The organism is Vicinamibacteria bacterium, from assembly GCA_035570235.1.
Classification (GTDB): Bacteria; Acidobacteriota; Vicinamibacteria; order Fen-336; family Fen-336; genus DATMML01.
Window position 1 is genome coordinate 25984 of record DATMML010000045.1, and the last position, 21912, is coordinate 47895.

The window sequence follows — 21912 nt, forward strand, 5'->3', positions numbered from 1 at the left end:
GGGGGCTGGTGGCAACAGGTCGGGCGAACTCAAGTCCTCTTCCTCGATGCGGCCCGGGAGCTCCACAGATGCAGTGCAGCGTAGGCGCGCCAGGGCCGCCAGCGCTCGGCTCGGCATGCGAGGTCTCGGGCCTTGCGTAGGCCGGCTGCGCGCAGCAGACCCAAGTCTCCGGCGGGAAAAGCATCCGGGTCGCCGAGCGCGCGTAGTGCGATGTACTCGGCCGCTCCGGGCCCGACGCCAGGGATGGTGCTGAGCTTCCCAACGAAGGAATGGACGTCGGTGGCACCACTGAGGACCAGCTCGCCCCGGGCGACTCGTCGCGCCAACTCGCTAATGCACGAGGCCCTAGCAGCAGGCAGACCAACGTGCGTCAGGTCGACCTGGGCAAGCGTCTCCGGTGGAGGAAAAAGATGAGTGAGGCGCCCCTCCGTGGCGATCGGCGCTCCGTACTCGCGGACTAGGCGACCGGCCAGGGCGGTAGCGCCCCTGACGGCTACGTGTTGGCCGAGGATGGCACGGACAGTCAGCTCGAAGGTGTCCCAGGCTCCGGGAATGCGGAGACCAGGACGCAGCCGAACCAAAGGCGCCAGCAGTGGGTCTGTGCTGAGGTGCCTACGAATCTCGCCGGGGTCAGCGGCGAGGTCGAACATGCGCCGGGCACGCTCGACGATGCTGTAAAGCGCCGTGGGGTCGGGGAAGTGCACTCGCAAATGGATCACGCCGGATCTGAGCCGTGCTTCGAACCAACCGTGAAGGGCGCCGACGGCAATCGTCCGGCGGTAAGAACTTGTGTCGACCGCTTCCACGTTAGGGGTCGCCCGCGGCCGCAGGAACGCGAGCAATTCGAACCAGTCGAACGGCGGCCGATAGCGCAGGTGGAAGCGATACACACTGGGTGTTCCTGTTCCGTGGTGGCGAGCCAGTGCGCGCAATTCGGTCGGTGCCCGGCCGTAACTCTCTTGAAACGAGGCGTTGAACCGGCGGAGGCTGCGGAAACCGGCCGCAAGCGCGACCTGTATAAACGGCAGGTCAGTCTCGTCGATCAGTGCCTTCGCAAACTGCAGGCGATGCGTTTGGCGGACGGCTACCGGAGTCGCGCCGAGATGCTTGACGAAGAGTCGACTCAAGTGCCGCGGGCCCACCCCCAGTCTCTCCGCGAGGCCTTCGATCCTGCAGTCTTCGAGCACGTTCTCGGAAATGAGGCGCAACGCCCGTGACACCGTGGTGGAAGTGCCGAGCCAGGCGGACGTACCCGGCGACGTCTCCGGCCGGCAGCGCAAGCACGGGCGGAATCCAGCGGCGGCCGCCGCGTCCGCGGAGGGGAAGTACCGCACATTGTGTTCCCTAGGTAAGGGTGCTGGGCAAACCGGCCGACAGTAGACGCCGGTAGTCACGACCGCTACAAAGAAGCGGCCGTCGAAACGCGGATCTCGGGAGCGCGAGGCGCGCGCGCATGTGCTTCGGTCTAATCGCATCGCGCGGTTACCGTACACGACATGAGGCGCGACGGGCTCGCCGTTTGCGGACGTGGTTCTGCGCGGGATCACAGGCGTGCCGGGCTTGCACTATGGTTCGCCAGGAATGAGGCGCACCCGCTCGGAAACTCAATGGCCAGGTCAATTCGGAGATCACGATAGTCAACTGCCCACGGCCAACCAGGAATGGCGTGTGCCCGGTGTGGGTGTAGGTTGCTCGGCTCAGAACTGATCGACCGGTCGGACCAAGAAGCCAAGTGAGCGGCGCCAGGCGTTGCTCGTGTCGGTCGAGGGCTCACAAGTAGCTTAACCACCAATCCTTGCGGCACTGCTTGAATCTGGCGAACCAGACACAGGGACCGTACAGTGTGGCGATGGTTGCAGCCCACATGAAATAAACAAATGGGAGGTCGTGACCGTATCCCGGCGGGATAGGACCGAAGATCGCTCCGTGAAACAGCCATTGCACGGGTTGGTGAAGCACCAACGCCAGGGCGACAGCCAACCCGTGAATGACGTACAGATGCAGGATGTAGAAGAACATCGGGACACGCCCGAAGGTTAAGAGGGGCTTCCAGACCAGGCGGAGACGGTCTGAGTCGAGGAAGGCGAGCAACAGCAGGGAAGGGCCAAGCGTCATTAGGAGAAACTGCAGGGACGGTGGGTATTTCTCCGTGTCAAGAAAGAGGATCACTGTCTTTTCGAAGGTGGGTTGCCGGTGCCAAGTGCCCGGCGAAACAACGCCCGTGCCATCGGGGGGATTCCCGTAGAGGTTAGTGATCCGAAGCAGCACGAATGCGAGTGTCATTCCGGCGCCAAGCAAGCCAATAGCTCTCTTGCGAGCCGTTCTCTCTCGCCTCAGGACTTCGCCTAGCGCAAAGCCCCCGCTCATAACTGCAAACCAAGGAACCAGGGGAAAGAGCACAAAGTTGTGGAAGTGGTCAGCAATTGTAAGGGGTCCCGACACGTGGAGGAGCGACCAGAGCCACCCCCAGGACCCGAGGGATTCAGGTCGAAGCGTGTCCGTTACGTCGTGCGTGACAACTACCGCCACAGATAGAATGGCCAACCATCGGGCGGGAAGACGGACGAGTTGAGACAGGACCAGCATGGAAGTGCCCAGGCACCAGATCACGCCAAAGAACCCCCAGGGAGCAAGGAATGTCCAGGCTGTCCCAATGATCGTGAACTCCAAGACGATCAACCAAGCGCCCCGGCTCAATAGAAATCGCCGCAGGTCGGCACTGGATCTGCGTTGCCCGTAGAAGAACGCTCCCGTTCCCGCCAGGAAAAAGAACAACGGCGCGCAGAAATGCGTGATCCACCGAGTGAAGAACAGAGCGTAGTAGGTCTTCTCCAGGTTCTCTGGAGGGAAGGTGAGCTTGCTGAAAAAGTCACGGGCATGGTCGAGCGCCATGATGACCATCACCAGGCCTCGGAGAATATCGACTGATTCCAGCCGATGGACGATTACGCCTGACGATGGTGCTGAGGGCATGAATTCCTGCAGTCATTGAGTGAGGAGGCAGAGCGCCGTGGCGACAGCGGTTTGCAGTCGCACGTTCGGAAGGCGCTCAGTATCTGGGTCTGGCGGGCAGGGTCTCCCACCCGCCTTATCGACTCGCCGCATCGGCAAGACTGCGCTAAGGCCGTGCGCCGATCATTCAACGGGAGGGCCTCACTAAACTTTCGTATCATCGGCCGGAGTCCATGTGCCACCCGGGATGCACCCAGCGGCCGTCGCGGTAAACGAAGACCTCGGTAGCGCGCCCGGTCGATTTCTCATGGCCCTTCGTCGACTCGATCTCGAGGTCGTAGGCGGAATAGAGGATGGCGACGTCGCCGAACCGTTGGACCTCTGTCCGAGGGAACATCAAGCGGACAAGCGTGCGGCCGCTCCTTGCGAAGTTACTCGCGGACTGAAGGACCGCGGCGCAGTCCTGCCAAGTCTCTTCTCCGGCGTTGATCGCGAGGACGTCGTCGGAGATTAGGTGCCGCAAGAGAGAATGATCGTTCGCGAACCAGGCCTGCCACACCCGCTCGCGCGCCGCCAAGACGTCGGCTGTCGCGAAAGGGGGACAGACGTTCGGAGTGAGAGGGGGAGAGGCCGACTGCCACCCTGCGCCAAAGACGGCCCGCGAGAAATCACGCCGCATAGGACCGCCTGTGGGCTCCCGACACTGGAAACGTTGCTGGGTCCGCCGCCAGAAACACAAGCGCTACCGTACGTGAGATGAGGGGCGAGCGGCTCGCCGGTTTCGGACGCGTTTCTGCTCGGGGACACAGGTGCGGGCGTTCTCGCTGGTTCGCCACCATGCGGCGGCAGGTCAACCTCACGAGAGGGCATATCGAGAGAATCGTGATGACTGATCCCGGCCCAGACAGCGAAGAGGGATTTCGGTGAATCGTGATCACACGGGGATATCGAGGGTGTCGCAGGCTCTGCGCGGCCAGCTCGCCGCCAGCACGGTCAATGGGGTGGACCCAGCTTCTAGTCGCAAACCGCTCAGTTCTTGAGGGTTGGGAGACTGGCGCCCACTGTCGCAACCAAGCCAGACATAAGATCCTCCGCTAGCTCCTGCGCCTCGTTAGCGATCAGTTTGAGATCCTTCTGGATCTTCCTGACAAGGGTTGTTGGGAGAAGGTCGACATTGGCGCTGGTCGGCGTATCTGTCGGCGGTGGGAAGGGTGGAAGAGATGTCACCTGGGTCTCTCCTCACCCGCCATTTCACTCGCGGCGTCCGGGTCCCTTGAAGCGGGGGTCTGCGCCGGCCGGTGCGGGCGCCCGTGCCCATTTTCCGGAGTGTTTCCTTGCGCCTCCTTCCTTACACGGGCAGACCCTGACAAGGAAGGCACTGGGGCTGGCCCGAGATGCGCTTCGGGTCCCGCCTCAGTGTTCGTAGCAGGGGGGAGATTGGTCTTGGGCCGTGCACCCGCAGGACGAAACATGAGACGTCAGCCGCTCCCCCGGTCGTCCTTATGCACGAAGAAGCAGACGATCAACCACACCCGTTGGTCGTCTACGGGCCGCAGAATCCGAGACCTCGCGAGCATGCCGAAGGCTTCCCTCGGTTCGACGGAGCACCAACCAACTGGCCGGTCGTCGAGGTAGGCAAGAAGTCCGGGTACGCGGCCACGCGAAAGAAGGCGCCTGAGGGCTCGGCGTTTGCCGTCGCCCTTTTGTTGCTCGTAGGCAGATCGAGACAACCGCGGAGTCATGCACCAGCAACCCCCGCACGCACCCCGTGGTCCGAACAACGACACAAGATCTGACCACCGACCAGCCGTGAGAGGACGTATGCGGATAGCTTCCCCGTCCGCGGATGACTGAGGCCTCATGCTGCCATGGGCAGTTCAAACAGGGACCTAGAATGTCCTAGGAATGCCATTCCGCCCTTGTGGCCCGTGGGTGGCGGCAACCGACGCAGGCGTCGCTGTGGGCAGGCCGGCACTGGCCTGGGCGCCTAACCGGGACAACGAGGTTCATTGACATAACATGCCTACAGTCAGCTTGGAGTCTGGACCCCGAGGCACAGAAAGGCCTGCACTTTCTTGCGATGTCTCAGTTCGAAGCTTCCTGCGGTGGCCAGGAGCGACCCCCTCCGGCCCACGCCGGAAACGCGTGCATTGGCGTGAGCGCGGCCGAAAGGGAGACTGTGCTCCGGTTGAGGAAAAGCGAAAGAGGCGTCACCTGGATCCCATTCACGGCCGCCATTTCTGTCGGGGCGCCCAAGCCCCATGATGCAAAGCCTTGACCGTCCAGGCTTCTGTTGCTCCCTATTGGGGTTCCGAGGACGTGCGGTCGTGCACGGTGAGCCACCCTTCCGGGAGCTTGCGCATTATGAGCGTGTAGAGGCCGCCCCGGGTCTTGCCATCTTTGGTGGTGACCCGATACCTCCCCCAAACCAAGGCTGCATCGTTGCCCAGCACAACGATCTCCACCTCCGCTAACTCTAAAACGCCCATTTCTTTCCCTCCGGGGGCATTGAAGGCCTGGTGGTAGTAGTCGAGGAGAGATTGCCAACCCCGCACAATCTTGTTGTTTGCCACGTAAACAAGATCGGGCGATTGCCAGTAGCCGGCCATGAAACCCTCGACGTCGCCGCGATTCCAAGCGCCGATCTGCCTATCCAGCACAGCCTGGATGTCTCCTTTGGGATCGGCTACGCGATCGTTTGCACTAACGGTTAGGGGTAACAGAAGAGCAGAGCCAACGACCATGCCGCATAGTCTCATATAGCCTCCGGGGCCGCGCCAAACGCTAGACCCATGTCTTGCACCGCTCCTGGTACACATGCGAGACATACGTTAAGCTAACGGCGGCATGTATTAAAGTGATATATTTGCATGAGTAAAATGAACCCGCTGCATAGCGTCGCGCGGCTCACACGCGACGACTTGGATCTCGCGCTGGCCATCACCGAGGAAGGGACGGTGTCGCGGGCAGCGATGCGACTCCATCTATCGCAGTCTGCTTTGAGCCACCGCTTGCGCGCACTCGAAGAGCGGGTCGGCGCAGCCCTGTTTCGCCGCACCTCGCGGCGCATGGTGGGGACCGCGGTGGGTGAGAGGCTCGTGGAACGCGCTCGGACCATTTGCGCTGAGTTCCAGTCTTCTGAAGAGGCGCTGGCGGGATTGATCCACAACCGGAAGAAGATCATAAGGCTGGCGACCGAGTGTTATACGAGCTTCCACTGGCTCCCGGCCCTGGTCCGCAGGATGGCACGGGTATTGCGAGACGTGGAGTTGCGCATCGTCATCGAGGCGACAAGGAGATCGAAGATCGCGTTGGCGTCCGGCGAAACCGACGCCGTCATTCTGCAGTCGGCGGGAGAAGACCACCGGTTCACGTACTGGGCGCTATTTCGCGATGAGCTGGTGCTGGTGGTCGGCTCCCAGCATCAGCTAGCAAAACGGCGATCTGTCCAACCCCGCGACCTGGCCCAAGAGAAGCTGCTCTTGCATCAGATTCCTAACGGGCGGCAGCCCGCAGTCGATGGATTCTTGCTGCCTGCGAAAGTACAGCCGAAGGAGGTCGTGGAAGTTCAGCTTACGGAAGCGATTGTCGAGATGGTACGCGCCGGAATGGGTGTCACGGTGTTGGCGCGCTGGTTGGCCGAGCCCTATGTTGGCGGCGGGGCACTCGCGACGGTGCGCCTCGGGACGCAAGGGCTGTGGCGCGACTGGAGGCTGGCGACGCTGCGCGAACACGCGCTCCTGCCAACAATCGGACAGCTATCCAAGGTGTTGTCTTCTCTCCTGCGAGCCCGCATCTCATCGAGATCGCGCATTGTGCAACGATAGGGAAGTGCGGGGCGCCCCTGCGCTTCCGTCGGACGAAGAACAACCCGGCCGTCCCGCTCAACGACACAGAGTACAGCACCCTGAACTTTGTTGTATGTATGTTGGTTCAGCCTGAAACGACCACAAAGCGCCCTCCGCCAGCGAGAATAACCTGCAACTGGTTTCACAAAGGCAATCAGGTTGGCTGGTCCCCGCAGAACGAAACTGGCTAGGGAAAGGAATCAACCACGGCCCCGACCCTTGCACGCACGCGCCCTGCACCAGTGGGACACGTTGCGCGGTTCCTCCGAAGTACTCCCTGAAGTTGCAGTCCAACGTCCATATGGCCGACGATCCGCCAGCAATGGGACCGGAACCGCCCGACAACTGAGTACCGGTGCGGTTCACCAGGCAGGCTGGGAACAGACGCAAACGAACGGCTTCAGACTCGCTTCGCTGAAAGCCATGCGGCCGCAGTCAAACACACTGTAATCACGATTGAAAACACGATGGGGAGGGTAAAGAAGTATCTCCAGCTCACAACCGTGATGGCGGCAAAACAAAGAGCGAGAGCCCACACAGTGACGCGCATGACCCCCAAAGTCTCTGCCGGAAGGCCACCTAGCTGCCACGCTAGTACCGCCGAGAATAGGAAAAACACGCCGACGAAGAATCCAGCCCCGACAAAGATGTCCCAATATGTCCGGCTGAACCCCTGGACGTCAAAGTGAGTTGACTGCATTGAGCCAAGGAGCGTATCAACTCCCCATGTGGGATCGGACTGGCGAAAACTAAGTGTATGTCCGAAGGCAAAGAGCAGCAGAAGAACAGCTGCGATTCGATAAAACAGAGAAGCCTTCATGTCTTGCCTCCAAAGATAACGGCGGCAACGTACCAGAGTGCCCGCCCCGCATGTGCAACTTAGTAGGACTTCTCCGTTGCTTCTTCATGGCGGAACTTGTTCATTACCTACTGGGAGAACGGCTTCTCCATTTCCAACTGAAGCGGAATAGATGCGCGACTCCGAATTGGCCAGTTCCGACACTTTCGTCCATCCCGACTCACGGTATTCGAGCAGACCGTGGTGGACGTGAGCATCAAGTTCCACATGGTATGGCTCAACGCCGATGCTCTTAACGCTTCGCCGCTTTCATGAGCCCCACAGGAAGGCCCTCGAGATCGAGGATGATCGCCATTTCGTCGCCACCAGGAAGCACTTGGGGCGCCACCAAGATGACCCCGCCCAAGTCCTTCGCGCGAGCCACGTATTCGGGCAGCTTGTCGACGTCGACGAAGAGTTGAACCAGTGGCCGCCCGTCAGGCGCAGCCGGCCAAAAGCCCCCCGCAATGCCGCGGTCGGAACGGGTGTCCGCCGTCCTGTAGCGGAGCTCATTGTCGGCGCTGATCTTCCAGTCGAAGAGGTTCGCGTAGAACTGCGACAAGCGCGTCGGGTCTCGAGCGATGATCTGCCAATGCGTCACGGGTCTACCCATTGGACTGTTACTCCTTTCGTTCGAAGTGGGGTCAAGGGAAAGAGTGCGATCTCGAGATGATAGACCTCGTCGCGGTCGGAGGCGTCGGACTCGCGAAATCCGATCAAGTCTCGGCGAAAGCGCTCGATCCTATCCGTCGCGAGGTGGGCGCGCCCTGTGCTGACAGCCACGGTGGTTGCGGGTTGGATGAAAGGTGCCGGCTTCCTGAAGAACGCTGAGACGCTGCTGACTCGTGTGGTGCAGCCTCCCGGTAGCTGGAGCATGGGCCACCTCGGGCACGGCGGTGATCTAACCGAGGTGCTCAAGAAGGAACTCGCGGCCCAGAAGCGGAGGATGGGCCAACTCGAGAAGTCTTTCTGACGGCCTGATCGCCATCCGTAAAGGCCACCGCGCGTATCGTCCAGCCCTCAGGGCACTGATTGGGCAGTCTGACCGAGTTCTTGAGTTCACCCAACACGTTGCGAGAGGTTGTCGAGAACCTCAATTAAGGACCTCCGATACGAGCAAGGGGCGGCCGTCACCGAGGGCTGCTTCGCGAGCAGGTTCCAGAACCAGAGTCACTTCATTTGCTCTTTTCGGCGAGCTTATGGCGTCTCACCATCTTGGTACTTCAATGCACGGGGCCCCTTCCGAACAGAACGCCGCAGCCCAAGACGCTTCAGTTTCTCGCTCAGGGTGGTTGGAAGAACACCGAGGGCCTTGGCTGCCAGAACCTGATTCATGCCGCAGGCTTCAAGGGCGGAGATGATTAGCTCTCGCTCGTAGTCCTGGACCCGGGTCATGAGGTCTCTTGTGAGAAGCTCGTTCTGGGGACCGACGAATTGACGCTCAGACGCTTCGAGTCGGCGTTTCAAGTTCGCGGCCAAATCCGTGACCGAGGTGTTGACTTCCTCGACCGCCAGCGCAAGCCGTTTGATCCTTCGGTTCAACCTGTCCGGCAGGGTATCGAGGGCCACTTTCGGCCGCCGGGTACGGTTGTGGCGGGAGGCTGCAAGGGGGGACACGACGAGTTCTCGCTCGTTTTGTCGGAGGCCCGATCTTAGATCCTCCGCTAGCTCCTGCACCTCGCTGGCGATCTGTTTGAGATCCTTCTGGATCTTCTTACCAAGCGTCCTTGGGAGCAAGTCTAAAGGGGCGAGGGGCGGGGTGTCTGTCGGTGGTGCGAAAGGTGGAACAGATATCACCTGGATCCTCCACACTCGCCATTTCTCGCGGCGTCTAGACTCCTTGAAGCCGGCGTGTGCCCAGGCCCGCGCAGCACAGGGCCGGATACCGGAGCTTGTAGCTCTTCATTACTACTGGCGAGCCCAAAGCCGGCTCCAAGGACGCGCATGGCCGCCTCGATATTGGCTACAGGCGTTCACGAGGGCCGTGTAAGGTCGCGCAGACCGGGGGCGTGCTTCCCCCGCCCGTTGGCTGGTCACGAGCATGTCTGTACGAAGGATCTCGTCGACGCGGGCGCGGATGCCATCGCGGTCTGCCCGCTGGCGCTCGCCGAAGGCCGTAAGGGCTCTTGGGCACCCGGGACGACCCCTACAAACGTCACGCCCACGACGGACACAGGTAGCTCCATCGGGACCACACGCCGTACTGGATAGAATCAGGACCATTTCGGGCGCGGAAAAGCGTGCACTTTCTTGCGCTTTTTGCGGTTGGAGGGTCCCCTGGCCTGACATGCCTCCTTAACGAGATGAATGAGCGGGGGCGGCATCATTTCCAGACACCCAGGATTCCGCCCATCAGCATGAAGGCCACTGTATGGTAGCCAGCGTCAATCAAGTAGAGCTTCAAGGATCGCTGCGCAAACACGTACGTGACCCCCAATCCTGTGGCGACCCATCCCACGCCGGCCAGGGCGCCGGCCGTGACGCCCCAGATGACGTCCCGCTTGCCATCGGCCAGGAAGAAGGCGAGGTTCAAGGCCATGACAAGAGTCAGGGCGAGGGCGATTCCGAAAGTAGGGGCATTCGCTCCCTTTTGAGGGTCAGCCTCACTCCAACCCATCTCCCGAATCCAGGACCGCCCGAAGAGGACGGGTGAGTACCACAGCCAGCCCAAAAGGAAGGGGACGAGCGTGGCCACGGCGACGGCGGCGAAGTTGATGTGGTGGGCAGGGCTCATGCTTGCACCTCGTTCGGTTCGGCGGCAGCATAGGCTGTCGTGGCCCAGCCCTGAACAACGATATGGACGAAGCCGGAGAAACACTCCCCGAAACGGGACGACAGGCCGCCGAAACGGTCATCGATGATCGGGTGGTGCGTGCCGTGGGGATCCCCGCCTTTGGCCTGTCCATCTCCCATTTCGTCGATCTCTATGGTCCCTACGGGCCGGCCAACCCGATGCATTGGGTCGGCGCCCTTTGGTTCGTGCTCCTCTCTGCCGTCATCTGGCACGCCAACCGGTGGCTGCTGTTCCGGCAGCGTGAGCACGTCGACTGGTTCGGCCAGCGGCTGGCGAAGATCTTTCTCCTCCTGGTCGGCATCGTCTTCGGCACCATCCCGCCCACCGTGGCCATGCTCTCGCTCTGGTACTCCGTAGCCCTGGGTGCGGTCGATTGGAACGCGGTCCGAACCGTGACCCTCATCAACGTGATCTGCGTGCTCTTCGTGACCCACGTCTACGAGACCGTGTTCCTGATCAAGGCGCGGGAAACCGACCTCTTGGAGTTCGAGCGACTCACGAGAGGCCGCGCGGAGGCTGAGCTCGCAGCTCTGAAGGCGCAGGTCGACCCGCACTTCCTCTTCAACGCTCTGAACACCCTCGGCTACCTGATCGACGAGGATCCCGCGCGGGCACGGGGCTTCAACGAGGCCTTGGCCCGGGTCTACCGCTACATCCTGGCCAGCCAGAAAAGGCACCTCGTCCTGCTCTCCGAGGAAATGGGCTTTTTCGAAGACTATGCCGCGCTCCTGCGGCTCCGTTTCGGGGGCGCGATCGACATCGTCCGCGAGGACGGCCGGCAGAATCTCGATCGTTGGGTGCTTCCGCCGATCTCCCTCCAGCTGCTGTTGGAGAACGCGGTCAAGCACAATGAGTTCAGCCGCTCCTCCCCGCTGATGGTCCGTATCGAGGTGGGCCGCGGCGAGGTGGCGGTCGAAAACTCGTTGCGCCCGCGGCCGGGCAGGGACGCCGGCGCGGGCGTTGGCCTACGGAATCTTGCTGAGCGCTATCGCCTCGCCAGCCACCGGGACATTGAAGTGTCGTCGGGTCCGGAGTTCTTCCGGGTTCGGTTGCCACTCCTCGCTGCATGAGCCTGCGGGTCGTCGTCCTCGAGGACGAGCCTCTGGCAGTGGCGCAGATCGAGCGCGCCCTGAAGCGCTGGGACCCGGAGGTGCGAATACTCGGGGTGGCCGATTCGGTCCGGCGCGGTGTGGAAATCCTACGGCGCGGGCCAGAACCTGATCTGATCCTCGCCGACATCCGGCTCTCCGATGGACTCGTCCTGAGCCTCTTCGACCAGCTGCCGGTTCGCTGTCCGGTGATCTTCACCACGGCTTATGACGCCTACCTGATGGAGGCCCTGGAGTGCAATGCCATCGACTACGTGCTCAAGCCGGTGTCGCCGGAGCGCCTCGGCCTGGCTCTCGAAAAGTACGTGCGGCTCTCGGAGCACTTCGGTGCCCGGCTCGCGGCGCTGGCCGCGACCCTGAAGCTCCCTCAAGAGCAGGCGAGCGCCCGACGAATTCTGGCCCGCGAGGGGGCAGCCTTCGTGGCCGTGCCGGTCGAACGAATCGCTTGGTTCACGAGCGAACACAAGCTCACGATCCTGGTTGAGCGCGACGGCAAGAGACGAATCGTCGACGACGCGCTGGCGCAGCTCGAAACGAGGCTGGGCCCGAACGCATTCTTCCGGCTGAACCGTCGCTACCTCGCTCATTTGACCGCGATCACCCGGTTCCGGAGCATCGGCAAGGGCCGCGTCGAGGTGACTCTATGCCCAGCCCCCGAAGAGGAGGTGGTCGTGAGCCAGGAGAACGCCGCCGACTTCCGGAAGTGGGCGGCGGGCGAGATCTCCGGGTGAACCCGGTCTGTCGCAACTCAAGGCCCGCCCTCTCGCAGTTTCATAGAGGTGCGTTTCGTCGACTCACATCCTGAGGGGTGGGTCGCCAGCGTCAATGCGGCCAGACAATTTCGATATTGCCCAGAAGGTCAAACAACAAGTGCTGCTGTCGCGCAGCACCAAAAACGGTTCTTCCGCTTTCTAGGTGCCGCTCCCCCGGCATCCCCTGACACCCCCTTGGGGGTACCTCGGCGTTCCAGAGTCGCGACCGCAGAGCTCCGTTCGCGAGGGGACACCGATTCCGCCCACTCCCCGCCCTCCGCACGAACGGGTTGTTCTATGCGACCACGAGGGGTTCGAACGGCATCACGCGAGCCTTCAGCAGTTCGAACCCGGCCCGGCCGTACATCTGGCGCTTGATCGCCTTGAGTCGGTTGATCTACCCCTCCACTGGCCCGTTGCTCCACGGTGTCTCGATGGCCAGCTCGACCGCGCCGTAGTCGCGGCGAAGGTGTCACGCGTACTTCGCCGGGAACGGAAAGGGGGACTCCTCTGCGGTCGTCATCCACTCCGACAAACGCCGCGCGTGCCGGCGATCCAAGTATGTCTGCTGCGCCCCACCCATCCTGGGCCTGGGTTGTGCCAAGAGGGCTACCACGCGTGCGGGCGAGAAGGAGGTCATGTCAGAAGACGGGTGGTCCCCCTGGTCCTGCAGGAGCAGAGCCAGATCCCGTCGGCGGTTGCTCCGGATGCGCCTTTCGGGAAACGCGCTGGCGTGGAGCTACAGAGCCACCGTGTCGGTAGACATTCCAACTCTCCGCGCAATCTGCAGCTGAGTCTGACCCTGGCGGTGAGCATCCACGACCGCCACGTAGCGCTGGTAGCGTGCCTCACGGCAACGCCGGCGCCGGCCCCGCATCCAGGGCGTCTCCTTCAAGCGGGGCCCTCGACCCTCGCCAAGTTCCGACCGAGCTCGTACCTGGAGTTGTCGGACGTCCTGTTCCATCGCCTCGCCGGGATTGTTCAGGAACGAGTTTTCCGCGGTTTAGCAGCACGGCGACAGCCACGCTTGACGGCGATCGGCACGCGCGGCTGTTTGCGACGCCACGGAAGTCACGCCGGTTACGGGGTTCGTCGGAAGCTTCTTTGCCGGTTCGCCGGGCTACATGCATCGACCTGGGATCCAATGTCCAGCCGCATCGCGAGTTAGGTTATTGCAGCTCCCCGACATGCACTGAGAATTGTGCGAGCACGGATCGCCGCTTGCGCCTTGTCCTCCTCGTGGCATGCACTGGTTGGTATTGCCGGTGTTGAACCCGCGATCACAGTATCCTGAGGCGCACTCGCCGTTATTCGAACATGGCTGCCCCAGGCCACTTGGGGCACCGCAGCGGCCAGGAATCCAGCTCCCATCCGGCCCAGTGGTGAGGCTTGCGCAGACGAGCGGCGCCGCGCACTGTGCGTCGTTAGTGCAAGGGTCATTGTTTGCGCCAGTTTCTCTGGTGGGCATGCACAGATGTGTGTTTTGAGTATTGGGCCATCCGGTATCACAGAATCCTGAGGTGCAAGCGCCGTTACTCAAACATGGCTCCCCGAGGTTACTCGGTGGCCGACAGGACATGACGGTGGACTCGATATGTTGGTCGCGGCTTCGCCAGAAAACGCAAGTCGTTCCATTTGGACAAGTCCGAACCTGTCCTTGAGTTCTGTCTCCACACCATGGCAGTGGAGGATTACATGTGCTGGAGGTGGGTCCCCAACTACCATCGGCCCGGCAGGTACGAGTCGCGGAACCGATTTGTGCTGGGTCACTGGGAGGACAGGAAAGCGTTTCTGTCGCCCCGACGCTAAAGGTTGTTCCGCCGGTGCCTGTGCATGTCGGTGGCGGTGGCATACATGTGCTGGAGGTGGGTCCCCAACTACCATCGGCTCGGCAGGTACGAGTCGCGGAACCGATTTGGCCGGGAGGACAGGGAAGCGTTTCTGTCCCCCCGACGCTAAAGGTTGTTCCGCCGGTGCCTGTGCATGTCGATGGCGGTGAGACACATCCGTTGATGTTAGGTGTCCAATCGCCGCATAAGCAGATATGAAACACGGAACCGACTTGTCCGGCAGGGCAGAAGTCGAGATTTTCTCGCTGACCATTACTATATGGTTGTCCGTTGAATCCAGCGCAGGTCGGGTCCCCTTGAAACTGAAACGTGGCACCTAAGACCACGCCAGCCGGATTGCATTGATATTGATCTGTTGGGCAAACGGAGGGGTCGGCGTAGGGCAGATTGGTCGCCTTAACTGTGAGTTTATTTGGGCGGACATTCAAAAGGGACGAACCGTAAAGGAACGAAGGAGGAACCTTGAAGGTGTTAAGACCAGACTCGGTCGTGCTCGTGGAGTCCGGTACGAAGTTGCCGTTAAGCCATACTTCGGCGGCATTATCTACAGCGACGGAAATGATTCCTCCTTTGGGAGGCTCACAAAGATAGAACTCTGTTTCGAACTTGAACTCCTGGAAAGCCGCAGGAGATGAGGCGCCGGTCAGCACTTGTTTGGAGGCTGAATCAGTTTTCGGAGACCAAATCCAACTGGCACCTGCTGGGAGACTAGATAAGTTGGCGGTCCAAGCAGCACGCGCATATCCGTACAATGTTGCCGCTGGAGTCGCCCCCACCCCACAATTAGGCGGATTCATTCTATCAAGACAGACATTCTGAGCCAAACCTAGCCATCCTCCATTGGTACAATCTCGAGCAGCTTCTAGCCAGGCGCGAGGGTGAGGGCATTCGAAGACATTCCAGCTGGTATCCGAGACGACCGTGACTGATCCCGCTAAGGAATTTACAGGCAATGCAAGCGAGAGTAGCGAAGGTGCCAAAAGTAACGCCTTCATCACCATGAGTGAGCGCTTCATGGTCTCACTTCCTTCCCGTTCTTTTGGCACTTCCCTAACGCCTTGGCGATGAGCCGCCCCGTCCTTGTCGCTTCTCGCTCCCCGGGGCGCTTCCGCTCGAAGCTGTTCCCGTATTGGTAGCCTGTGGGTTCACAGGCCGCACAGCGTTCGTATTGAACCAGAGCGCGCCCTACCACAACCCTTGACTGCGAACGAACACTCGTGTGTTGCGGACCATTCCCTCGATCGGCTTGCCTTCGCGGGTCCCCTTGAGGTCAACGAGCAGCGAGCAGACCGCAAGGTCGGTAACTGAGAACTTCCATTTCGTGCGCTTCGACTCTCTGGTTCGTGATCTCGGGAGCACCGAGGTCATCGAGGTAGCGGCTCTTGTCAACGACCTTCCCGCTGGCGCGCCGGAACTGGAGGCCTTCTGCCAGGTGAGTCTTGAAGAACCCGACGTCGATCATCAACTCGGCCGGGACAAACTCCTTGTTCAATCTAGTCAACTCCGCGGCGATTCCCGACATTTCGTAACCGCCTTTCGAGCCTCAATCGGCGGTGATTTGAAGAGGCCCGGGTGATGCCGGCCAAAAACCCGGACCTGACATGGCCAGCCAGATGGTGGCAACTCCGACCCGGGGGAGCACCAGGGTTGCGCGTCGGCATCTCCTGCTGATGGTTGCGGCCGGAACTTACACCTCGGAACGGATAGAGGTCAAGCTATTTCTAGCTGCTCTTTCCTTTGGCTGTATCTATAGGGGAGCAGTGGGATTTGAGGCCCTTCTTCCCCGTCCACCATGGTGCTGGTCAGCCGCTGCCAGTCTAAACCGTAACTCTTGACGGCCCGACTCCGGAATGGGATGCTCCGAGGTGTCCAGGCTATACGCCGGTCGCTCGGATCGATCGCGCGCGTTGGAGCGGCTGGCTCCCGCTGTCGCCCTGCATTGAAATCAGCAGGGCAACAAAGAAGTGAGCCCGCTTTCCGCGACCGAGGCCAGGCAGCTCAGGACACACCCCCAGGTTCTTACCGATCTCCACCAGGCTAAGACGCCGTGAGCTTGCCACGCGCCCAGCCCATCCGCACGAAGCCGGGGTTGCCCAGCCCCATGCCTTGCTGTCGGATTCAAGGGCTGTGCGACACCTGCGGCTACACGACCTCGACGCCTAATAGCCTGGTCAGGGTCACAAACAAGGCCGATCGCTACCTTCTCGCCTCATACCGCATCGCCACCGCCCCCGAGCCGAACTCCAGCCGGCTCACGAGCTTCAAGTCGACCCACTTCGATAGCCCCGCGAACAACGTCGGCCCGTGACCAGTCAGCCTGGGGTGCACCACGATCTCGTACTCATCGATCAATCCCAGCTCCGCCAACGCCAGCGGGAGCTTCACGCCTCCCACGAGCAGTCCCTTACCCGACTCCAGCTTGAGCTGCTGAACGGCCTTACCCAGATCCCCGCGCACGAGCTCCGCGTTCCAATCGACCCGCTCCAGGGTGCTCGACACGACGTACTTCTTTGCCGCGTCGATCGTCCGGGCAAAAGGCTGCATCCAATCGGGCATCGCTTCCGATGCCGGCGGCCGCCACGCAGCCTCCATCATTTCGTAGGTCACCCGGCCGAAGAGGAGGGCATCGGCCTGCGCGATGTTCTCCATCGCGTGGCGATGCAAGTCCTCATCCGCGATCATTGCATGATGATCGCAGCACCCGTCCAATGTGACGTTGATGGAATACCGAAGGGGTCGCATTTACGTAAGAGTACAGGCGATGGGTAGACTTAGACTAGCAAAGCTTTCCCGGCCCCCCCGGTCTCGCTGTCGCGGAGCTTGGCAGCGCCATGCGTCAAAGCTTGCGCAGCTGGGCACGGGTGACCACCGGCAGGCGCACCAGAACGGCGGGGAAGCCGTTGTAAATGGGGTTCGGTGAAGAACCGCAGCGGGTCGCCGGCGAGCAGAGCCGCCTTCTCCGCGAGGTCGCGAACCCGCACGGCGAGGACGTCGGCCCTCGGCACGCGCGACTTCTTGGGTTCCACGCGCTCGACCCATACCCACGCGAAGCCTTTCAACTTGCCCTTGTTCTCGACGCTGAAAGCAAATCCGTCGGACGTCGTCCTGATCGGCCATCTGCACTGCTCCCCATGAAGTCGCCGGGCAGGTTAGAAGCGCTCCGCTTCGTGTCCGTAAATGAGTTTTGCGCTCGGATAAGCCTTCGCGAAGGCACGCAGCTCTTCTAAGCTGACATAGCCGCGTGCGGTTCCCGCGCTATTCCAACCACGTGGCGCGACGGCGGCCTTGAACGCCCAGGCGAAGTGGCTCGCATCGCCGGTCAATAGAACTGGCATGGTGCCGTTGATCAGATACGCTATGTCGTCGTCCGTGTGGCCGGGTACTGAGATCGCCCAAAAGGATCCGTCTCCAAACAGATCCACACTCGGCCCGAGAGGCGCCATTCTGGGCGCGGCCGCCAAATCGATCGCTGAAAACTTCGACTTGCCTGAAAAGTGGTTCGCGACGGCGGCTCGCGCTAAAAAGCCTGCCTCAGCCTTGCCGAAAATGAACTCGGTCTGGGGCCCGAGTGCGGGAACGCCCCCGGTGTGATCGGGATGGAAATGCGTGAAAAACACCGCCTTCGGTGAACGTGCAGGCGCGCGAGCTGTGCGGACAGATCTGCACCCGGCTCCTGCCGGTTGGTCACGCCGTTGACCCAATTGAACAACCTCATCGCCTCGGTGTAATTGCCGTACGGCGGATGTTTCGCGAAGGAGTCGTCAAAGCCCGTGTCGATCAGGAAGTCTCCGAAGTGGGGATGGTGTACCCAGTGCACCAGCACGGCGAGATCGCGCGGCACATGATCACAGTCGGCTTGCTTGGGGCTTGCAGGGTCGAGGTTCAGACAAGCGTCCATGTGGACAACGCCGGTCTGAAAGGTAGTCAAGGAAATGTCACGCGGATGAGCAAGCACATCGTTCCAGTTTGTGTATGCGGCGGGAGGAACCGGAAACGGCGTAACCTCGAATCGACGAAGTCCGCCGCGCAGCAGGTAGGTGGCCAAAGCGCCAACGGCCAGAATCAGAATGGCAGCGGGGCGTCGGAATTTCTTGAGCCTCCACACGTCGCTAGTCATCTTATTCCTTGTCTATCCACGGGGTCCCCTTGCGGGAGCTGGCCACGTAGGCCGGTCTATTCCAGGCACCGGTCGGGGCGCGCTCCGCCCCACCCCAAATAGTTGGGAATGCCATCAAGCGCGCAGTACCGATGAGGGGCGCCTCGGGCGTGGCTCCAGGTGGCCGGCATCGAGGGCCGGATCTCCCGGGCGGTCAGCCGGTGGGGAAGTGTGATCGGGGAGAAGCTCAGCCCCACGCCCGTCGTCGGCATCCTCGCAGGAAGGGTTCAAAGCCGTCCAGATTACACAAGTCGGGGCGATAGGCTGTGTCTGCGTTTCCCCTCTGTACAGAAACCGTCACTAGGTGTAAAGTTTGTAAAGCGACCTCGGCGGGATCCTGTGCCGGTGACGGTGCGGTATCAGGCTTTTCTGAGCCGCCCCGTACTCCGACGAGCCAAAAGTGACGTTCCCTCCGCCGCCAACGGCCGTCAACGAGGACGCCAATAGTGCGGTCGACTCCGTCGCCGCTATCTGAAGCGGCCCTTTACGAGCCCCAGCCTCGCGCCGCGCTCGTAGCGTTCCGAGTCGGCGACGGCCGTTATGTCTCGGACCGGCGCCGCCAGTGCTCTTCCGTGCATTCCCAGGGTCGGGGCAGGCCGGGCATCCTGCTGACAGTCAGGAACCTCGTAGCGGCCGAGCGGGCCGGGCGAGTTAGCCAGGCAAGGAGTCTAGCCGGCCCATGAGCGACCGAGCTCAAGCCCCTCTCACCGTCTCGCTCCAAGTCCTCTCAGGAGCCGCGGCCGTCATGGCGGCGCTCATGGGAGCACTCGTGCTCGCCGGCTGGGCGCTGAACGTCACTGCGTTGAAGAGCGTCGCTCCGGGTCTTGCGACGATGAAGGCCAACACCGCCCTCGCCTTCCTCCTCTCGGGCGTGGCGCTCTGGTTGCTTCGGGAAAAGCGGGCCGGACGATACGGGGCCAGGGGACTCGTTGCGGCCCGGGCACTCGCCCTTGCCGTTGCCGTGATCGGGCTGCTCAGCCTCTCTGAAAGCCTGCTCGGCTGGGACCTGGGCATCGACCAAATCCTCTTCCGCGATTCTTTTCAGGCCGTGCGGACCTTTGCCCCTGGCCGCATGGCGCCCGCTACTGCCTTCAACTTCCTCCTGGTCGGGCTGGCATTGCTGCTCCTCGATGTTCCGTCGGGCGCTGCTGACTATCCGGCCCTGACGGTGGGATCCGTCTCGCTAATCGCCGTCATCGGTTACGCCTACGACGTCAAAGCCCTATATAGCGTGGGCCCCTACGGTTCGGTCGCGGTTCATACGGCTCTCGGGTTCGTCGTTCTTTGCTGTGGCATCTTGGCCGCGCGGCCGGAGCGCGGCCTCATGGCCCTGGTCACTAGCGCTCAACCGGGTGGCACCCTCGTACGGCGGCTTTTGCTCCCCGCTGTGGCGATGCCAATCGTGATCGGGTGGGTACGTCTGCAGGGTCAACGAGCGAGCCTCTACGGGACGGAGTTCGGCATTGCGCTCTTCGCCATGTCGAACGTCATCGTGTTCGTCGTGCTGGTCAGTTGGACCGCTCAGTCTCTGAACAGGGGCGACAGGCAACGCCAGCAGGCCGAGAAAGCCCTGCACGCGGCCCAGCAACGGCTTGCCCACGTCGTTTCGTCGAGCCCGGCCGTTTTGTACTCGCTGAAGGTCGAAGGGCGGGAGCATGTACCAACTTGGACGAGTGAGAACATCGTGCGGCTCCTCGGATACACGCCGGCGGAAATCGGCGGGACAGACTGGTGGGTCGGCCATGTTCACCCGGAAGATCGCGAGAGTGTCGTAGCTCAGATGCCAAAGCTGCTGGCGGAGGGCTACCTGGCCCGCGAGTACCGCTTCCTCAACAAAGACAGTACCTACTGCTGGGTTGGCGACGAGCAAAGGTTGCTACGCGACCCAGCCGGGAATCCAGTTGAGGTCGTGGGATCATGGTCGGACGTGACCCCACGGAAGCGGGCGGAGCTGAGACTTCAAGAGAGCGAAGAACAATACCGACTGCTCTTCGACAGCAACCCACAGCCCATGTGGGTCTATGACGAGGAGAGCCTGGCCTTCCTTGCCGTGAATGACGCCGCCATACACCACTACGGGTATTCCCGCGCCGAGTTCCTCGCCATGACGATTCGGAACATTCACCCGATTGAGGAAGCCGAGCTCCTTGACGAGCATGTCGCTAAGCGTCTGCGGGAGGGAGATCAAAGGGCCTTCCACTCGTCGCGGGTGTGGAAGCACCGCAAGAAGGACGCGAGCCTGATCGATGTGGAGACTGCGGTAAGTCCGATCGAATTCCTCGGACGGCATGCATTGCTTACGCTGGCGAGCGATGTCACGGAGAAAAAGCGTCTGGAGACTCAGCTCCTCCAATCGCAGAAGATGGATTCCGTGGGTCGGCTCGCGGGCGGAGTCGCCCACGACTTCAACAACCTCCTGGGAGTCATCACCGGGTACGGTGAGTTGCTCAGAAAGCGGATCCCGGACGAACCGCACGTCAGGAGATACGTCGGCGACATTCTGAAGGCAGCCGAGCGCGCCGCGGGGCTGACCCGCCAGCTGCTCGCCTTCAGCCGCAAGCAGGTCCTGCAGCCGCGGATCCTCGACCTGAACACGGTGGTCGGCGAGATGGAGAAGATGCTGGGGCGCCTGATTGGTGAGGACATCCAGCTCGTCACGGTCTTCGCAGCCGGCCTGAGGCGGGTGAAGGCCGACCCGGGGCAAATGGAGCAGGTTCTCATGAACCTGGCCGTGAACGCGCGGGATGCGATGCCCCGGGGCGGACGGCTCACGATCGAGACCGCTAACATCGACCTCGACGCGGCGTATGCCCGATCCCGTCCCGGGGTTAAGCCCGGTCCTCACGTGATGCTGGCCGTCAGCGACACCGGTCATGGCATGGACCAGGAGGTTCTCGGCCACATCTTCGAACCCTTCTTCACGACCAAGGAGGCGGGCAAGGGGACAGGGCTGGGGCTGGCGACCGTCCACGGCATCGTGAAACAGAGCGGTGGCCACATCTTCGTATACAGCGAGCGGGAGCAAGGCACGACGTTCAAGGTCTACCTGCCGCGACTCGAGGGCGCGGAGACGGTCGTTGAGGCCACTCCTGCTGATGAGGCCGGGCTCCAGCGAGGCTCGGAGACGGTCCTGCTAGTAGAGGACGAGGAGTCGCTCCGGAACATCGTACGGGAGATCCTGGAAGGCACCGGCTACACGGTCATCGAAGCGCGTCACGCCGGGCACGCGCTCGAGATCGCGGAAAGGCACCCCGCCCCCATCCCCCTCCTGATAACGGACGTTGTGATGCCGGGGATGAGCGGAAGCGACCTGGCAACGCATCTGGCCGCGTCTCACCCCGAGACAAGAGTGCTCTACATGTCCGGCTACACCGACGACGCCGTCGTCCTCCATGGCGTGCTGGCTGCGGACATGGCGTTCCTACAGAAGCCCTTTACCGCGGAAGTCCTTGCACGAAAAGTGCGGGAGGTGCTCGACCGTTGAGGCAAACGTCAAAACCATATTACGACTGGGACTGGGTGGGCGGAGCAGGAATTCAGGCGCACCCTTGAACTCAACCCCAACTGGGCCCTCCGCACACCACGTGAGCACTGACGCGCGATATTGCCGGTT

Annotated in this window: 17 protein-coding genes and 1 pseudogene; 5 read left to right on the forward strand and 13 right to left on the reverse strand. The window is 61.8% G+C overall.

The features are described 5' to 3' along the window. Nucleotides 1–29 precede the first annotated feature (29 nt). From VN461_08785 to VN461_08800, 4 genes are all read right to left on the reverse strand, one after another. Complete coding sequence (locus VN461_08785; protein ID HXB54864.1) at nucleotides 30–1475, reverse strand: AlkA N-terminal domain-containing protein; 1446 nt, start codon at nucleotides 1473–1475, stop codon at nucleotides 30–32. A 295-nt stretch (nucleotides 1476–1770) separates the two neighbouring features. Further along, nucleotides 1771–2973 carry a heparan-alpha-glucosaminide N-acetyltransferase domain-containing protein gene (locus VN461_08790; GenBank protein HXB54865.1) on the reverse strand — a complete coding sequence of 401 codons (1203 nt, stop codon included), beginning with the start codon at nucleotides 2971–2973 and terminating at the stop codon, nucleotides 1771–1773. A gap of 196 nt (nucleotides 2974–3169) precedes the next feature. Beyond that, the gene (locus VN461_08795) at nucleotides 3170–3631 is read right to left on the reverse strand and encodes a nuclear transport factor 2 family protein (protein HXB54866.1); all 462 of its coding nucleotides are present in this window, start codon (nucleotides 3629–3631) and stop codon (nucleotides 3170–3172) included. A 1621-nt stretch (nucleotides 3632–5252) separates the two neighbouring features. Continuing rightward, the gene (locus VN461_08800; protein ID HXB54867.1) at nucleotides 5253–5780 is read right to left on the reverse strand and encodes a DUF4440 domain-containing protein; all 528 of its coding nucleotides are present in this window, start codon (nucleotides 5778–5780) and stop codon (nucleotides 5253–5255) included. A 42-nt stretch (nucleotides 5781–5822) separates the two neighbouring features. Between VN461_08800 and VN461_08805 the strand changes: the two genes are divergently transcribed. Then, entirely contained in the window at nucleotides 5823–6779 is a 957-nt protein-coding gene (locus tag VN461_08805; GenBank protein ID HXB54868.1) for a LysR family transcriptional regulator, read from the forward strand. 421 nt (nucleotides 6780–7200) lie between these two features. Here VN461_08805 and VN461_08810 read toward each other — a convergent pair whose 3' ends face one another. Further along, nucleotides 7201–7620 carry a hypothetical protein gene (locus VN461_08810; protein HXB54869.1) on the reverse strand — a complete coding sequence of 140 codons (420 nt, stop codon included), beginning with the start codon at nucleotides 7618–7620 and terminating at the stop codon, nucleotides 7201–7203. A 271-nt stretch (nucleotides 7621–7891) separates the two neighbouring features. Then, entirely contained in the window at nucleotides 7892–8251 is a 360-nt protein-coding gene (locus VN461_08815) for a VOC family protein (GenBank protein HXB54870.1), read from the reverse strand. A gap of 186 nt (nucleotides 8252–8437) precedes the next feature. Between VN461_08815 and VN461_08820 the strand changes: the two genes are divergently transcribed. Further along, complete coding sequence (locus tag VN461_08820; GenBank protein HXB54871.1) at nucleotides 8438–8611, forward strand: hypothetical protein; 174 nt, start codon at nucleotides 8438–8440, stop codon at nucleotides 8609–8611. 224 nt (nucleotides 8612–8835) lie between these two features. On the opposite strand, the gene VN461_08825 is transcribed toward VN461_08820, so the two are convergent. Then, nucleotides 8836–9435 carry a helix-turn-helix domain-containing protein gene (locus VN461_08825; GenBank protein HXB54872.1) on the reverse strand — a complete coding sequence of 200 codons (600 nt, stop codon included), beginning with the start codon at nucleotides 9433–9435 and terminating at the stop codon, nucleotides 8836–8838. A 526-nt stretch (nucleotides 9436–9961) separates the two neighbouring features. Continuing rightward, on the reverse strand, nucleotides 9962–10372 hold the full coding sequence (locus tag VN461_08830; protein ID HXB54873.1) for a DUF1761 domain-containing protein: 411 nt from the start codon (nucleotides 10370–10372) through the stop codon (nucleotides 9962–9964). 62 nt (nucleotides 10373–10434) lie between these two features. Between VN461_08830 and VN461_08835 the strand changes: the two genes are divergently transcribed. Next, on the forward strand, nucleotides 10435–11502 hold the full coding sequence (locus VN461_08835) for a histidine kinase (protein HXB54874.1): 1068 nt from the start codon (nucleotides 10435–10437) through the stop codon (nucleotides 11500–11502). After that, a complete protein-coding gene (locus VN461_08840) occupies nucleotides 11499–12272 on the forward strand; it encodes a LytTR family DNA-binding domain-containing protein (protein ID HXB54875.1) in 774 nt (257 codons plus the stop codon). The genes VN461_08835 and VN461_08840 overlap by 4 nt, the downstream gene beginning before the upstream one ends. Before the next feature lie 316 nt (nucleotides 12273–12588). Here the strand turns inward: VN461_08840 and VN461_08845 are convergent. The 5 genes and pseudogenes from VN461_08845 to VN461_08865 form a co-directional block, all read right to left on the reverse strand. Beyond that, nucleotides 12589–12762, reverse strand: a pseudogene (locus tag VN461_08845) (transposase). Between the two features lie 2651 nt (nucleotides 12763–15413). Continuing rightward, nucleotides 15414–15665 carry a hypothetical protein gene (locus tag VN461_08850; GenBank protein ID HXB54876.1) on the reverse strand — a complete coding sequence of 84 codons (252 nt, stop codon included), beginning with the start codon at nucleotides 15663–15665 and terminating at the stop codon, nucleotides 15414–15416. A gap of 674 nt (nucleotides 15666–16339) precedes the next feature. Further along, the gene (locus tag VN461_08855; protein ID HXB54877.1) at nucleotides 16340–16885 is read right to left on the reverse strand and encodes a dihydrofolate reductase family protein; all 546 of its coding nucleotides are present in this window, start codon (nucleotides 16883–16885) and stop codon (nucleotides 16340–16342) included. A gap of 407 nt (nucleotides 16886–17292) precedes the next feature. Further along, a complete protein-coding gene (locus VN461_08860; GenBank protein HXB54878.1) occupies nucleotides 17293–17760 on the reverse strand; it encodes a hypothetical protein in 468 nt (155 codons plus the stop codon). Further along, on the reverse strand, nucleotides 17661–18260 hold the full coding sequence (locus VN461_08865; protein ID HXB54879.1) for a hypothetical protein: 600 nt from the start codon (nucleotides 18258–18260) through the stop codon (nucleotides 17661–17663). The genes VN461_08860 and VN461_08865 overlap by 100 nt, the downstream gene beginning before the upstream one ends. A 718-nt stretch (nucleotides 18261–18978) precedes the next feature. Here VN461_08865 and VN461_08870 point away from each other — a divergent pair. Beyond that, nucleotides 18979–21783, forward strand: a complete 2805-nt coding sequence (locus tag VN461_08870) for a PAS domain S-box protein (GenBank protein HXB54880.1) — start codon at nucleotides 18979–18981, stop codon at nucleotides 21781–21783. Nucleotides 21784–21912 lie beyond the last annotated feature (129 nt).

What these genes read in the sequence shown, in the direction of transcription:
- VN461_08785 (HXB54864.1), bottom strand. Translation starts at nt 1,475, where the DNA reads ATGCGATTAGACCGAAGCACATGCGCGCGCGCCTCGCGCTCCCGAGAT.
- VN461_08790 (HXB54865.1), bottom strand. Translation starts at nt 2,973, where the DNA reads ATGCCCTCAGCACCATCGTCAGGCGTAATCGTCCATCGGCTGGAATCA.
- VN461_08795 (HXB54866.1), bottom strand. Translation starts at nt 3,631, where the DNA reads ATGCGGCGTGATTTCTCGCGGGCCGTCTTTGGCGCAGGGTGGCAGTCG.
- VN461_08800 (HXB54867.1), bottom strand. Translation starts at nt 5,780, where the DNA reads ATGTCTCGCATGTGTACCAGGAGCGGTGCAAGACATGGGTCTAGCGTT.
- VN461_08805 (HXB54868.1), top strand. Translation starts at nt 5,823, where the DNA reads ATGAGTAAAATGAACCCGCTGCATAGCGTCGCGCGGCTCACACGCGAC.
- VN461_08810 (HXB54869.1), bottom strand. Translation starts at nt 7,620, where the DNA reads ATGAAGGCTTCTCTGTTTTATCGAATCGCAGCTGTTCTTCTGCTGCTC.
- VN461_08815 (HXB54870.1), bottom strand. Translation starts at nt 8,251, where the DNA reads ATGGGTAGACCCGTGACGCATTGGCAGATCATCGCTCGAGACCCGACG.
- VN461_08820 (HXB54871.1), top strand. Translation starts at nt 8,438, where the DNA reads ATGAAAGGTGCCGGCTTCCTGAAGAACGCTGAGACGCTGCTGACTCGT.
- VN461_08830 (HXB54873.1), bottom strand. Translation starts at nt 10,372, where the DNA reads ATGAGCCCTGCCCACCACATCAACTTCGCCGCCGTCGCCGTGGCCACG.
- VN461_08835 (HXB54874.1), top strand. Translation starts at nt 10,435, where the DNA reads ATGGACGAAGCCGGAGAAACACTCCCCGAAACGGGACGACAGGCCGCC.
- VN461_08840 (HXB54875.1), top strand. Translation starts at nt 11,499, where the DNA reads ATGAGCCTGCGGGTCGTCGTCCTCGAGGACGAGCCTCTGGCAGTGGCG.
- VN461_08850 (HXB54876.1), bottom strand. Translation starts at nt 15,665, where the DNA reads ATGTCGGGAATCGCCGCGGAGTTGACTAGATTGAACAAGGAGTTTGTC.
- VN461_08855 (HXB54877.1), bottom strand. Translation starts at nt 16,885, where the DNA reads ATGCGACCCCTTCGGTATTCCATCAACGTCACATTGGACGGGTGCTGC.
- VN461_08865 (HXB54879.1), bottom strand. Translation starts at nt 18,260, where the DNA reads ATGACTAGCGACGTGTGGAGGCTCAAGAAATTCCGACGCCCCGCTGCC.
- VN461_08870 (HXB54880.1), top strand. Translation starts at nt 18,979, where the DNA reads ATGAGCGACCGAGCTCAAGCCCCTCTCACCGTCTCGCTCCAAGTCCTC.